General features: G+C 57.5%; 17 protein-coding genes and 1 tRNA gene. 3 read left to right on the top strand and 15 right to left on the bottom strand.

Translation table 11 applies throughout. The annotated features are described in order from the left end of the window. Position 1: 1 nt before the first annotated feature. The 9 genes from ACM6JM_RS21780 to thrS form a co-directional block, all read right to left on the bottom strand. Positions 2 to 78, bottom strand: a tRNA-Pro gene (locus ACM6JM_RS21780). 89 nt (positions 79 to 167) lie between these two features. After that, a complete protein-coding gene (locus ACM6JM_RS21785; RefSeq protein ID WP_003179985.1) occupies positions 168 to 524 on the bottom strand; it encodes a MerR family transcriptional regulator in 357 nt (118 codons plus the stop codon). Then, positions 505 to 807 (bottom strand): integration host factor subunit alpha, encoded by a 303-nt coding sequence (gene ihfA, locus ACM6JM_RS21790; RefSeq protein WP_002553164.1) that lies wholly within the window; start codon positions 805 to 807, stop codon positions 505 to 507. Before ihfA ends, ACM6JM_RS21785 begins: the two co-directional genes overlap by 20 nt. Positions 808 to 810: 3 nt before the next feature. Continuing rightward, positions 811 to 3,189, bottom strand: a complete 2,379-nt coding sequence (gene pheT / locus ACM6JM_RS21795) for a phenylalanine--tRNA ligase subunit beta (protein WP_414882474.1) — start codon at positions 3,187 to 3,189, stop codon at positions 811 to 813. A 26-nt stretch (positions 3,190 to 3,215) separates the two neighbouring features. Then, positions 3,216 to 4,232: a phenylalanine--tRNA ligase subunit alpha gene (pheS, locus tag ACM6JM_RS21800; RefSeq protein WP_011333387.1), complete on the bottom strand. Its 1,017-nt coding sequence runs from the start codon at positions 4,230 to 4,232 to the stop codon at positions 3,216 to 3,218. Positions 4,233 to 4,341: 109 nt separating this feature from the next. Next, positions 4,342 to 4,698 carry a 50S ribosomal protein L20 gene (rplT, locus tag ACM6JM_RS21805; RefSeq protein ID WP_002553161.1) on the bottom strand — a complete coding sequence of 119 codons (357 nt, stop codon included), beginning with the start codon at positions 4,696 to 4,698 and terminating at the stop codon, positions 4,342 to 4,344. A 30-nt stretch (positions 4,699 to 4,728) separates the two neighbouring features. After that, the gene (rpmI, locus tag ACM6JM_RS21810; protein ID WP_002553160.1) at positions 4,729 to 4,923 is read right to left on the bottom strand and encodes a 50S ribosomal protein L35; all 195 of its coding nucleotides are present in this window, start codon (positions 4,921 to 4,923) and stop codon (positions 4,729 to 4,731) included. A gap of 60 nt (positions 4,924 to 4,983) precedes the next feature. After that, positions 4,984 to 5,535, bottom strand: a complete 552-nt coding sequence (gene infC / locus ACM6JM_RS21815; RefSeq protein ID WP_169432615.1) for a translation initiation factor IF-3 — start codon at positions 5,533 to 5,535, stop codon at positions 4,984 to 4,986. Continuing rightward, positions 5,535 to 7,457 carry a threonine--tRNA ligase gene (thrS, locus tag ACM6JM_RS21820; protein ID WP_039771550.1) on the bottom strand — a complete coding sequence of 641 codons (1,923 nt, stop codon included), beginning with the start codon at positions 7,455 to 7,457 and terminating at the stop codon, positions 5,535 to 5,537. Before thrS ends, infC begins: the two co-directional genes overlap by 1 nt. A 372-nt stretch (positions 7,458 to 7,829) precedes the next feature. Here thrS and ACM6JM_RS21825 point away from each other — a divergent pair, with 372 nt between their 5' ends. Together ACM6JM_RS21825 and ACM6JM_RS21830 are read left to right on the top strand one after the other, a co-directional pair. Next, positions 7,830 to 8,132 (top strand): hypothetical protein, encoded by a 303-nt coding sequence (locus ACM6JM_RS21825; RefSeq protein ID WP_039771551.1) that lies wholly within the window; start codon positions 7,830 to 7,832, stop codon positions 8,130 to 8,132. Between the two features lie 290 nt (positions 8,133 to 8,422). Beyond that, positions 8,423 to 8,635 carry a cold-shock protein gene (locus tag ACM6JM_RS21830; protein ID WP_007956027.1) on the top strand — a complete coding sequence of 71 codons (213 nt, stop codon included), beginning with the start codon at positions 8,423 to 8,425 and terminating at the stop codon, positions 8,633 to 8,635. A gap of 72 nt (positions 8,636 to 8,707) precedes the next feature. Here the strand turns inward: ACM6JM_RS21830 and ACM6JM_RS21835 are convergent, their stop codons facing one another. Next, positions 8,708 to 9,025, bottom strand: coding sequence for an I78 family peptidase inhibitor (locus tag ACM6JM_RS21835; protein ID WP_039771553.1), 318 nt, complete (start codon positions 9,023 to 9,025; stop codon positions 8,708 to 8,710). 166 nt (positions 9,026 to 9,191) lie between these two features. Next, positions 9,192 to 9,497: a hypothetical protein gene (locus tag ACM6JM_RS21840; protein WP_414882475.1), complete on the bottom strand. Its 306-nt coding sequence runs from the start codon at positions 9,495 to 9,497 to the stop codon at positions 9,192 to 9,194. Positions 9,498 to 9,625: 128 nt separating this feature from the next. Between ACM6JM_RS21840 and ACM6JM_RS21845 the strand changes: the two genes are divergently transcribed. Beyond that, positions 9,626 to 9,838: a hypothetical protein gene (locus ACM6JM_RS21845; RefSeq protein WP_039771555.1), complete on the top strand. Its 213-nt coding sequence runs from the start codon at positions 9,626 to 9,628 to the stop codon at positions 9,836 to 9,838. 33 nt (positions 9,839 to 9,871) lie between these two features. Here the strand turns inward: ACM6JM_RS21845 and ACM6JM_RS21850 are convergent, their stop codons facing one another. The 4 genes from ACM6JM_RS21850 to ACM6JM_RS21865 are packed head-to-tail and all read right to left on the bottom strand — an operon-like array spanning position 9,872 to position 13,306. After that, positions 9,872 to 10,900 carry a nucleoside hydrolase gene (locus ACM6JM_RS21850; protein WP_039771556.1) on the bottom strand — a complete coding sequence of 343 codons (1,029 nt, stop codon included), beginning with the start codon at positions 10,898 to 10,900 and terminating at the stop codon, positions 9,872 to 9,874. A 44-nt stretch (positions 10,901 to 10,944) separates the two neighbouring features. Next, the gene (gene rbsD, locus ACM6JM_RS21855; RefSeq protein WP_039771558.1) at positions 10,945 to 11,349 is read right to left on the bottom strand and encodes a D-ribose pyranase; all 405 of its coding nucleotides are present in this window, start codon (positions 11,347 to 11,349) and stop codon (positions 10,945 to 10,947) included. Continuing rightward, entirely contained in the window at positions 11,346 to 12,263 is a 918-nt protein-coding gene (gene rbsK / locus ACM6JM_RS21860; RefSeq protein ID WP_414882476.1) for a ribokinase, read from the bottom strand. Before rbsK ends, rbsD begins: the two co-directional genes overlap by 4 nt. A 23-nt stretch (positions 12,264 to 12,286) precedes the next feature. Then, positions 12,287 to 13,306 carry a LacI family DNA-binding transcriptional regulator gene (locus tag ACM6JM_RS21865; protein ID WP_103386625.1) on the bottom strand — a complete coding sequence of 340 codons (1,020 nt, stop codon included), beginning with the start codon at positions 13,304 to 13,306 and terminating at the stop codon, positions 12,287 to 12,289.

Raw genomic sequence — 13,306 nt, forward strand, 5'->3', positions numbered from 1 at the left:
ATGGTCGGGACGGAGTGATTCGAACACTCGACCCCTAGCACCCCATGCTAGTGCGCTACCGGACTGCGCTACGCCCCGACTAGGCGTGAAACTCGCTCTTCGTCTCGAAGAACGCTCAAGAATATATCGCAAGCTTTTGAAAACTGGAAGTATTTAAAAGCAGGAAATTATTTCTTGAGAACCACCAGAACGTCTTCGAGCTCGGCGATCATCTGGCGGATCATTTGCTTGTATTGGGTGGTGTCGTCTTTGGCTTCATCGCCGGACAGACGCAGACGTGCGCCGCCGATGGTGAACCCCTGATCGTAAAGGAGCGCGCGGATCTGCCGGATCATCAGCACGTCCTGTCGCTGATAATACCGGCGGTTTCCGCGGCGTTTGACGGGGTTGAGCTGAGGAAACTCCTGCTCCCAATAGCGCAGCACGTGTGGTTTTACCGCACACAGCTCGCTGACTTCACCGATGGTGAAGTAGCGTTTGCCCGGGATGACGGGTAGTTCGTCGTTATGACTTGGTTCCAGCATAAGCCTCAACTCGGGCCTTCAACTTCTGCCCTGGACGAAAGGTGACCACACGGCGAGCCGTGATCGGGATTTCTTCCCCCGTTTTCGGGTTGCGGCCAGGCCGCTGGCGTTTGTCCCGAAGGTCGAAATTGCCGAAACCCGACAATTTGACCTGCTCGTTGTCTTCGAGAGCGTGCCTGATTTCCTCGAAAAACAGCTCCACCAATTCCTTGGCTTCCCGCTTGTTCAGGCCCAGCTCTTCATACAGACGTTCCGCCATCTCAGCTTTCGTCAAAGCCCCCATACGTCACTTCCTTAACGTGGCGTTCAACCTTTGTTCGAGCGAGGTGAGGATATTTTGCGTCGTCGAATTCACCTCATCGTCATTAAGAGTGCGCGATGGATGCTGCCAGGTCAAGCCGACTGCAAGGCTTTTTCTATCAGGATCAATGCCTTTACCCTGATACACGTCAAATAGCCTGAGGTCTGTCAGCCATTCGCCTGCATTTTCACGGATTACGTCCAGTACAGCCGAGGCTGCGACGTCTTTGTGCGCAATCAGTGCCAGGTCACGACGCACTTCAGGAAAGCGCGACAACTCATGGAATTTCGGCATTTTACCCAAAGCGACTTCAGCCAGAATCAGCTCGAAGACGAAGACCGGACGGTCGAGACCCAGGGATTTCGACAACTCAGGATGAATCGCGCCGATAAAGCCGACTTCACGCCCTTCCCGCTCGATGCGTGCGGTCTGACCAGGATGCAGTGCAGGATGTTTACCCGGTGCAAAAGTGAACTGATCCAGCGCACCAGCAAAGCCCAGCACCGCTTCTACGTCAGCCTTGACGTCGAAGAAGTCAACGGTGTCGCGACCTTGCGCCCAGCCTTCCGGCAGACGGCTGCCGCACACCACACCGGCGATCATCGGCTCTTGTTTCAGACCTTCCAGCTGACCTACAAAGCGCAGACCGCTCTCGAACAGACGAACGCGATCCTGCTGACGGTTGAGGTTGTGCTGCAGCGCCTTGACCAGACCCGGCCACAGCGACGAACGCATGGCGGCCATGTCATTGGAGATCGGGTTCGCCAACAACAGCGGCTCAACGCCCGGGTTGAACAGCTCGAACTGCTTCGGATCGATGAAACTGTAAGTGATTGCTTCCTGATAACCACGAGCGACCAGCAGACGACGCAGTTCCGGCAGATCGCTGCGCGCTTCGGCCTTGGCCTGTGGCGCCAGACGAGCTTGCGGGTAACGAACCGGCAGGCGGTTGTAACCGTACAGACGTGCCAGCTCTTCGATCAGATCGACTTCCAGGCTGATATCGAAGCGATGGCTCGGCACTTCTACGCGCCACTGCCCTGCTCCGTCGGCGGAAACCTTCAGACCCAAAGCGCTGAGCAGACGCTCGACTTCGGCGGAATCCATTTCCATGCCCAGCATCTGGGTAATGCGCTGCGCACGCAGAGTGATCGGCGCGATCGACGGCAGGTGCTGCTCGCTGACGGTCTCGATGATCGGGCCGGCTTCGCCACCGGTGATTTCCAGCAGCAGGCCAGTGGCGCGTTCCATGGCTTCACGGGCCAGTTGCCAGTCCACACCGCGCTCGTAGCGGTGCGAAGCATCGGTGTGCAGACCGTAGGAACGAGCCTTGCCCGCCACAGCGATCTGGTCGAAGAACGCACTCTCAAGGAATACATCGCGAGTGGTCGCGGATACGCCGCTGTGCTCGCCACCCATCACGCCGGCAATCGCCAGAGCGCGAGTGTGGTCGGCGATCACCAGCGTATCGCTGCGCAGGCTGACTTCCTGACCGTCGAGCAGCACGAGCTTCTCACCCTCTTCCGCCATGCGCACCCGGATGCCGCCATTGATTTCGGCGAGATCGAAGGCGTGCAGCGGCTGACCCAGCTCGAGCATTACGTAGTTGGTGATGTCGACTGCGGCATCGATGCTGCGCACTTCAGAGCGACGCAGACGCTCAACCATCCACAGCGGCGTCGGCTTGGACAGGTCAACGTTGCGAATGACACGACCCAGATAACGCGGGCACGCGGCAGGTGCCAGGACCTCTACCGAGCGCACTTCATCGTGCACCGCCGGAACGGTCATCACCACCGGGCGAGTGACCGGAGCGTCGTACAGCGCGCCGACTTCACGAGCCAGACCGGCCAGAGACAGGCAGTCGCCACGGTTCGGAGTCAGATCGACTTCGATGCTGGCGTCTTCCAGGTCCAGATAAACACGGAAATCTTCGCCCACCGGCGCATCAGCCGGCAGCTCCATCAGACCGTCATTGCCTTCGCCGATCTGAAGTTCGGCTTGCGAGCACAGCATGCCGTTGGACTCGACGCCGCGCAGCTTGGCCTTCTTGATCTTGAAGTCACCCGGCAGCTCGGCACCGATCATCGCGAACGGAATCTTCAGGCCCGGACGCACGTTTGGCGCACCGCACACGACCTGGAAAGTTTCCGCGCCATTGCTGACCTGGCAAACGCGCAATTTGTCGGCATCGGGGTGCTGCTCGGTGCTCAGCACCTCGCCCACCACCACGCCACTGAAAACACCGGCGGCCGGCGTAACGCTATCGACCTCAAGACCGGCCATCGACAGACGGGCAACCAGCGCGTCGCGATCTACCTGCGGGCTGACCCAGCCACGCAGCCATTGTTCACTGAATTTCATCCTGCTCTCCTAAGAATTCGTTACGACTAGCGAAATTGCGCGAGGAACCGCAAGTCGTTGTCGAAGAACAGACGCAAGTCGTTCACGCCGTAACGCAGCATGGCCAGACGCTCAACGCCCATGCCGAAGGCAAAGCCCGAGAACTCTTCCGGATCGATCCCGGACATGCGCAACACGTTCGGGTGAACCATGCCGCAGCCCATCACTTCCAGCCAGCCGGTCTGCTTGCAGACGCGGCAGCCTTTACCGCTGCACATCACGCATTCCATGTCGACTTCGGCGGAAGGCTCGGTGAACGGGAAGTACGAAGGACGGAAACGCACGGCCAGTTCTTTTTCGAAGAACACCCGCAGGAACTCTTCGATCGTGCCTTTGAGGTCGGCGAAGTTGATATCGCGATCGACCAGCAAGCCTTCGACCTGGTGGAACATCGGCGAGTGGGTGATATCGGAGTCGCTGCGGTACACACGACCTGGGCAGACGATGCGGATCGGCGGCTTTTTCGATTCCATGGTGCGGACCTGTACCGGCGAGGTATGGGTGCGCAGCAACATGTTGGCGTTGAAATAGAAGGTGTCATGCATCGACCGGGCCGGGTGGTGGCCTGGGATGTTGAGCGCCTCGAAGTTGTGATAGTCGTCTTCGACCTCAGGGCCTTCGGCGATGCCGTAGCCGATATGGGTGAAGAACTGTTCGATACGTTCCAGAGTCCGGGTTACCGGATGCAGACCACCGGAGGTCTGACCACGGCCCGGCAGGGTCACGTCAATGGATTCGGCAGACAGTTTGGCAGCCAGTTCGGCTTCCTCAAACAAAGCCATGCGCGCATTGAGAACGCCTGTAACACGCTCCTTGGCAACGTTGATCAGGGCGCCGACTTGCGGACGCTCTTCTGCCGGCAAATTCCCCAGGGTCTTCATCACCTGAGTCAATTCACCTTTTTTGCCAAGGTATTGAACCCGGATTTGCTCCAGGGCATTGATATCTTCAGCGCTTTGCACAGCCTCTAGTGCTTGAGAGACCAGCGCATCCAGGTTTTCCATGTACAGACTCCAGATACAAAATAGGGGAAGAGCTTGAAGGCTCTTCCCCTATTTATGACGTTTAACACCTGACCCCACAGAGGTGAGGCCGGGTGACTGTCGGGGGTACTTAAGCCAAGGTGGCTTTAGCTTTCTCGACAATCGCAGCAAACGCCGCTTTTTCGTTCACTGCCAGATCAGCCAGAACCTTACGGTCGATCTCGATGGACGCTTTTTTCAGGCCGGCGATGAATCGGCTGTAGGACAGACCGTTAACACGAGCACCAGCGTTGATACGAGCGATCCACAGAGCGCGGAACTGACGTTTTTTCTGACGACGGTCACGGTAGGCGTATTGGCCTGCCTTGATTACCGCTTGCTTGGCAACACGGAATACGCGGGAGCGTGCGCCGTAGTAGCCTTTAGCAAGTTTCAGAATTTTTTTGTGACGTTTACGGGCAATGACGCCACGCTTTACACGAGCCATGAGTTACTTCCTCTATTCTTGATCCAAAAATTAACGAAGGCGCAGCATGCGCTCGACTTTTGCCACGTCAGACGGATGCAGCAAGCTGCTACCGCGCAGTTGACGCTTACGCTTGGTCGACATTTTGGTCAGGATGTGGCTCTTGAAAGCGTGCTTGTGCTTGATACCGTTAGCAGTTTTCAGAAACCGCTTAGCAGCACCACTTTTGGTTTTCATCTTTGGCATGTTCGGATACTCCGCATTCAGTTGATAAACATAATCAGAAGGCCTGCCGTGCCCTGTTGATTACTTCTTCTTTTTCGGGGCGATGACCATGATCAGCTGGCGTCCTTCCATCTTAGGATGCTGTTCGACCGAACCGTACTCGAGCAGGTCTTGTTCAACCCGCTTGAGGAGTTCCATCCCCAGCTCCTGGTGGGCCATCTCACGGCCGCGGAATCGCAAGGATACCTTGGCCCTGTCCCCGTCACTCAGGAAACGTACCAGGTTGCGCAGTTTTACCTGGTAATCCCCTTCCTCCGTCCCTGGACGAAACTTGATTTCTTTTACCTGAATCTGCTTCTGGTTCTTCTTCGCCGCAGCAATCTGCTTCTTCTTTTCGAAGATCGATTTGCCGTAGTCCATCACCCGGCAAACCGGTGGGACTGCGTCGGCAGAGATTTCTACCAGATCAAGCTTGGCTTCTTCAGCAATACGAAGCGCTTCATCAATCGAGACGATGCCAATCTGCTCGCCATCAGCGCCAATTAACCGAACCTCGCGTGCCGAGATATTCTCGTTGATCGGGGCTTTCGGTGCAGCTCGTTTATCTTGTCTCATTTCACGCTTAATAATAATTACTCCGAATCTGGGCGACCACGCCGGGAAACCGCTTGCGCGAGAAACTCAGCGAACTGGGCGACGGGCATCGAGCCCAGGTCAGCACCTTCACGAGTACGCACAGCGACAGTCTGCATCTCGACTTCCTTATCCCCAATAACCAAGAGATATGGAACCTTGAGCAAAGTATGCTCGCGGATTTTAAAGCCGATCTTTTCATTTCTCAAGTCGGACTTGGCACGAAACCCGCTTTCGTTGAGAGTTTTTTCGACCTGAGCGACGAAATCTGCCTGTTTATCAGTGATATTCATGATCACTGCCTGGGTTGGCGCCAGCCACGCAGGGAATGCACCTTCGTAGTGCTCGATCAGAATCCCGACGAAACGCTCGAACGAACCGAGGATCGCACGGTGCAACATCACCGGGTGCTTGCGGCTATTGTCTTCGGAGACGTATTCGGCTCCCAGACGCACAGGCAGGTTGAAATCGAGCTGCAAGGTACCACACTGCCACACGCGGCCGAGGCAATCTTTCAGCGAGAATTCAATCTTCGGACCGTAGAACGCACCCTCACCCGGCTGCAGATCGTATGGCAGGCCAGCGCTATCAAGGGCTGCAGCGAGGGCTGCTTCGGCGCGATCCCACAGCTCGTCGGAACCAACGCGCTTTTCCGGACGAGTGGACAGCTTCATCTCGACATCGGTGAAGCCGAAGTCACGGTAAACATCCATGGTCAGCTTGATGAACGCAGCGGATTCAGCCTGCATCTGCTCTTCGGTGCAGAAGATGTGGGCGTCATCCTGGGTAAACGCACGCACACGCATGATGCCGTGCAGCGCACCCGATGGCTCGTTACGGTGGCAGGCACCGAATTCGGCCAAGCGCATCGGCAACTCGCGGTAGCTCTTCAGGCCCTGATTGAACACCTGCACGTGGCACGGGCAGTTCATCGGTTTGATGGCGTAGTCGCGGCTTTCCGACTCGGTAGTGAACATGTTGTCAGCGTAGTTGGCCCAGTGCCCGGACTTTTCCCACAGGCTACGGTCAACGACTTGCGGCGTCTTGATTTCAAGATAGCCATTGTCGCGCTGCACCTTGCGCATGTACTGCTCGAGTACCTGGTACAACGTCCAGCCATTCGGGTGCCAGAACACCATGCCCGGCGCTTCTTCCTGTGTATGGAACAGGCCCAGGCGCTTGCCGATCTTGCGGTGATCGCGCTTTTCAGCTTCTTCGATACGCTGGATGTAAGCAGCCAGTTGCTTCTTGTCTGCCCACGCGGTGCCATAAACGCGCTGCAATTGCTCGTTCTTGGCATCACCGCGCCAGTAGGCGCCGGACAGCTTGGTCAGCTTGAAGGATTTCAGGAAGCGGGTGTTCGGCACGTGCGGACCGCGGCACATGTCGACGTATTCTTCGTGGTAGTACAGGCCCATGGCCTGCTCGTTCGGCATGTCTTCGACCAGGCGCAGCTTGTAGTCTTCGCCACGGGCCTTGAACACTTCGATCACTTCGGCACGCGGAGTGACTTTCTTGATCACGTCATATTCTGTATCGATAAGCTGCTGCATGCGCTGTTCGATGGCCGCCATGTCGTCCGGAGTAAAAGGACGCTCGAAGGCGATGTCGTAATAGAAACCTTCGTCGATGACCGGCCCGATGACCATTTTTGCAGTCGGATACAGCTGCTTGACCGCATGGCCGACCAGGTGGGCGCAAGAGTGGCGAATGATCTCCAGCCCCTCTTCATCCTTTGGCGTGATGATTTGCAGCGTTGCGTCGCTGTCGATGATGTCGCTAGCGTCAACCAGCTTGCCGTTCACCTTGCCGGCCAGGGTGGCCTTGGCCAGGCCTGCACCGATGGATGCGGCGACCTCGGCTACGGAAACCGGGTGATCGAATGAACGTTGACTGCCGTCGGGAAGAGTAATAGTTGGCATGGCGCCTCCTCTCCTAGTGGTGACCCCTACCAAAGGTCACGTGGGTTGGGATGAGCCAGTACAAGATCCGGTCCAGGCCATTCAATGACGAACGCCTGCCTTACAGCGGCAGGAGCCTTGCGGCCAACCGGAAAACCGAACCAGAGTGACTGGGATTCAAATCAGAAAATTCGTGCGCGGCCGCAACCGGGACTGAAGGTCATCCGGAGCCTGCGAACGCCCGAGCCAGGCATGCTAGCACAGATGAATGGTCACCGATGCACTCTGGTTTTTACCAAGAGGCAAATCGTCTGTTTTATGCCAGAGTGCTGAACTTGATCGGCCTTTGGGCCCTCAGATAACAAGACATTGACCCACAAGGAGCATCCTCGCATGCGTCTTAATACCCTGCTTGCTGCAGTCGCCCCCCTCGTTTTGCTGCTGCCGCTGAGCGCCCACGCCGACTGGCCAAAGGGCGAGCGTGAGAAATACATGGCTCAGTGCACCCAGGCGGCCACTCCGCAAATCGGTGCCGCTGCCGCAAAATCCCACTGCGCGTGCGGTGCCGATGCCATCAAGTCTTATCCGGCCAGCGACATTCAGTCATTGATGGACAACAAGGCCACGCCTGAGCTGCAACAAAAAGCTCTGGGGCAAATTGCCAAATGCAAGGCCAACGTCCCGGCGAAAAAATGATGAAACAGGCCTTTTCACTGCCCCCAGCCCCGCTGAAAGGCATCTGATTCAGGCCTTTTCGTACGATTTATGCAGGTTTTACAGGTTTTTTTATTGTCTTTACTTTTCGCGAAAAGCCTTTTAAACCGGGGCCTCCAGCCGAAACAGGCAGTAAAGAAAACACGACTGATTGGCAAACAGCACGTCCGGGGGGCTACCAAAGCGAACATTTCGACTATGATACCCCGGTGTGCCCAGTTGGCCTGAGCAGCACAGTACTACTGAAAATATATGTTTCTTGGAGATACACCATGTCTAATCGCCAAACCGGCACCGTTAAATGGTTCAACGATGAAAAAGGCTTCGGCTTCATCACTCCTCAAGGTGGCGGTGACGACCTGTTCGTACACTTCAAAGCTATCGAAACTGACGGTTTCAAAAGCCTGAAAGAAGGCCAAACCGTCTCCTTCGTGGCTGAGAAAGGCCAAAAGGGTATGCAAGCTGCACAAGTTCGCCCAGAGTAATTTCCCGGCGCACTAAAAAAACCCCGTCCATGTGACGGGGTTTTTTATGGGTGATACAAAAGCTCGACAGATTCAGCCGCAGTTGACGCGGGTGACCACCAGGTTCTGATCGGTATTCAGGTTGAGGCGATCAGAGCGGTACTCCAAAGTAATCATGTCATTGGGCTTGAGGAACCGGGCGTTCTGCGCACCGGCTTTTTTGCGTGCCTGCTCCAACAGCTCCGGCGAAGCTTTCTTGCCGAGAGCGAATTCCGCTGCCGACGCCTCACAACGACCAAGGCCGGCCTCAGTCGTCACTGGATCCTTTTGCGACTCACTGGAGGTTGTGCTGCAACCCGCCAGCACAGCAACGGTCATCAGTGCACCCAGCGACGCGAACTTCCAAGGCATGAAGCCTCCTTATTTCAATTTTGAGCAGAGATCGTGCGACCGCCAATACGGCGTTTGGTTTCACGGTGAGAGCCATCCCCCTGCCCCACGATCGGAAAAACGCCGAGTGTGCCTGAGCAACGCCTGAAATCTCACCCCGTAAAACGTCACTGAATATTAATAAGGCTCAATAGACATCAATGTAGTCGTAAGGCGGATTCGGCCAATTGTCTTTGAGCGCATTGAAAATCTGCATGACCCAGACTTCGTCGCTGGCCGCGACATTTCCCACATACCCCGAGCCTTTTGCCCAGGTCTCCAAGCGAAACATCAGGCCATCGATGTCCTGGCCGCCAGTGACACCCGAAGAGATATAGGCAATCCCGCCCTTGGTCACGCGCAGTTGGGTATGTTCGTCATCACTGGCCGACGCCAGCATCCGGCGGACAGCATCAAGGGTCAGGCCATCGGGGCTATTCAGATCGATCTGCACAGCGCAATCCTTGTTTTCTGCGGAAACGACCAAGTGTCGCATAGCCCTGCGCTCATGCCTAAGTCGCAGTGCCAAACGCTCGACAAAATGGTTAACTCAAAAATCCGATCTCGCGACCGAGCCTTGCCATGACCACCGTAAGCATTAGCGCCGACATAAAGGCCACCTGGCCACAAGGGCACAGTTCCTATAGTCCGGGCAGTCCGGAGGAATTGGCATTGATCACTATCGATTTGCTGGTGAAGTCGCTGGGAACCCAGGGCGCGCAGTCATTCATTGCCCAGCTGTTCGAGAAATATCCCGATGACATCAAAGGGGCATCGGACACCGAGAGGGAGTAAAAGCCCGCAAGCTGGCACCTGCGGGCGTATCGCTTACTTCAGACGCTTGAGACGCTCGGTCAGCAGGTCGAAGAAGCCCTGGGCGTCACCGCTCTCCACCCAGAAAGCGTTCTTCGGCGCCTTCAGGCCGTCATACCAGTCGACAATGGTCTGGCCGAAGGTCGGGCCTTCACGGCTGTCGACCACCACATTCACCGAACGCCCCGTGAACAGCTCAGGCTTGAGCAGGTAAGCCACGACAGTGGCGTCATGCACCGGGCCACCCGGAATGCCGTAGTGCTCCATATCCCCTTTGATGTACTCGTTGAGGATGTCGCCAACAATCTTGCTCGCATTGTTGTTCAGCGCCGCGATCTGCTTCAGGCGCGCGTCACTGGTCAGGATCTTGTGGGTCACGTCCAGCGGCAGGTAAGTCAGTTTCACGCCGCTTTTGAGCACCACCTCCGCGGCTTGCGGGTCGGCGTACAGATTGAACTCGGCCACTGGCGTGATATTGCCGCCATTGAAGTGGGCGCCCCCCATGATCACTACTTCCTTGATTCCCTGAACAATCTCCGGCTCCTGGATCAGCGCCAGGGCCAGGTTGGTCTGCGGGCCGAGCATCGCAATAGTGATACTGTGCGGCTTGGCTTTTTTCAGGGTGTCGATCAGGTAGTTGACAGCATTGCCCTCGGCCAGGCCTTTTTTCGGTTCGTGCACCGTGACACCCGACAGGCCTTCCTTGCCATGGATGTTTTCGGCGTAGATCGGCGTGCGCATCAACGGTTTTGGCGCGCCGGCGTACACCGGAATCTCTTCCCGCCCTGCCCACTCACGGGCCAACCGCGCATTGCGCGAAGTCTTGTCCAGACGCACGTTGCCAGCGACGGTGGTCAACGCACGAATGTTCAAATCCTCCGGGGAGGCCAGGGCAAACAACAGGGCGACCACGTCGTCGGCGCCAGGGTCGGTGTCGATGATCAGGTCGATCTTTTCCGCCGCCTGGGCGCCGGTCGCGGTTATCACGGACAAAAGCAGCAGACTCCGAATCAATTGATGCATTTTTTGAGCATAGCGGTGCATGGCGCATTCCTTGTGCAGATGAAATCAAAAGGGGCGAACCCTGTTTAGAACGTAACACCGGCCACAAGCACGATGTTGCAGTACGGCTGACATTCACCCGTACGAACAATCGCTCGTGCCTGTCGGCTGAGTACCTTGAACTGCTCGTGACTGAGCAGGTCACGCCGCCCCAGCGAGCCTTCGTCATTCAGTTCGTCCAGCGTGGGCAGCGCAGTCGGTTGCTTGTCGAAAATCTCCTTGGCCAGTGCGTGGCTTTCCACCTGCATCTCGCTGAGCACGACTTTCAGGGTGCTGACGAAATCCGGCACGCCGTGCGTCAACGCCAAGTCGATCAACTCGACACCCGGCGGTACCGGCAGGCCGGCATCGCCGATCACGACCATGTCGCCGTGGCCGAGGGAAGCAATCAGCCGCGAAAGGGCGACATTGAGCAAAGGAGTCTTTTTCATGCGGGTTTGAATGCCTGTACGTCGGAGGTGGTAGGAATGGAGGGCTGGGCACCTGCCCGGGTGACCGACAGGGCTGCAGCGACTTGTCCGAAACGAATGGCCTCGTCCTCGGTTTTGCCGGTCGCCAGTGCAGCCGCAAATCCGCCGACAAACGTATCCCCGGCGGCAGTGGTATCGACAGCCTTCACTTTGGGTGCAGGAAAATGCCGGTAACCCGTGCCGTTGGCGAACAATGAGCCTTGAGCCCCAAGCGTGATGATGACCTTGCCGGCGCCCAGTGACATCAGGTGCGCTGCTGCTTTTTCAGCGGTCTCCAATGAGTCCACCGGCAAACCGCTGAGGGCGGCGGCCTCGCTCTCGTTGGGAATCAGGTAATCGATGGCGGCAAACCAGTCCGCCGGCAGCGGGCGACTGGCCGGCGCCGGGTTTAGGATGACCGTCTTGCCCAGTTCACGTCCGCGCTTCAGCGCATGGCCTACCGTGGCATCGGGGATTTCCAGCTGGCAGATGATCACGTCCGCCGCTTGCAGCACGGCATCGAACCGTTCGATGACCGTCGGGGTCATCGAACCATTGGCACCGGCCACGATGACAATTGCGTTCTGACTGTTGTCATCGACCACGATCAGCGCCACGCCACTGGAATCCTCCACCACGCTGACCGCCTGGCAATCGATCTGCTCGGCCAGCAACGCGTCGCGCAATTGCACGCCATAGTCATCGTTGCCGACACAGCCGACCATCGACACCCGCGCACCCAGTCGCGCGGCAGCTACGGCCTGATTGGCGCCCTTGCCCCCGGACACGGTAGTGAAGGAATGACCGATCAGCGTCTCACCGCCCCGGGGCAGGCGCGGCGCGCGGGTGACCAGATCCATGTTCAGGCTGCCTATTACCACTACATTTGCGGACATACATCACTACTCTTCAATTCGTTTCAGCGGTATTCGGTGAACACGCCGGACAGCGGTGCAGTCGATTCGCGCAGGACAATACTCGGGGTCACGATCCGCTGATCCGTCGCCAGACCCGGGGTGGCAATTCTTCGCAACAAAACTTCCGCGGCCATTTCCCCCAACTGAAGGATCGACTGGCCCACGGTCGTCAGCGCGGGATACACGTAACGGCTCATCTGGATATCGTCGAAACCGATCACCGACAGTTCGGCAGGCACGCGCACGTTGCGCTCCGCCGCGGCTCGCAGTACACCGATGCCGATCATGTCGTTACCGGCAAAGATCGCGCTCGGCGGATTGCGCTCAAGCAGGACGGAAGCCGCGTTGTAACCGCCAGTGCTGGTGAAGTCGCTTTCCAGCATGCGCGACGGGGACACCTCAACACCGGCCTCTTTCAGCGCGCGACAAAAACCGGCCTGACGCATTTGCGCAACACTGGTACTGGCCGGACCACCGATCGTGGCGATATCGCGATGACCAAGTTCAAGCAGATGCCGCGTCGCAAGGTAGGCGCCATATTCGTGATCGATGCGCACCAGGTCGGCGTCCACGCCTTCGAGACCACGGTCGACAATCACCATCGGTGTCTTCACGCCGGCCAGTCCTTGTGCCAGACCGCTGTCGCCACCCGCAGACGCGACGATCAAACCGTCGATGCGCTTTTCGAGCAGCACCCGCAGGTAGCTGCGCTGCTTGTCCGGGTTGTCGTCGGAGTTGCAGAGAATTACGCAGTAACCGTTACGCTCGCAGTAATCCTCGATCCCTCGCGCCAGTTCGGCGAAGTACGGGTTGAGGCTGTTGGGCACCAGCAAACCGATGGTGGCGGTGGTTTTCGCTTTCAGCGATCGGGCCACTGCGCTCGGCACATAGTCGAGACTCTTGATCGCCGCCTCGACCTTGAGCCGCACCTCTTCGCTCACCGGTCGGGTCTTGTTTACTACGTGGGACACGGTCGTGTAGGAAATTCCTGCAAGTGCCGCCACATCCTTGATCGTTGCCAT

The organism is Pseudomonas sp. IT-P2, assembly GCF_949767575.1.
In the GTDB taxonomy this organism is placed as follows: Bacteria; Pseudomonadota; Gammaproteobacteria; order Pseudomonadales; family Pseudomonadaceae; genus Aquipseudomonas; species Aquipseudomonas pharyngis.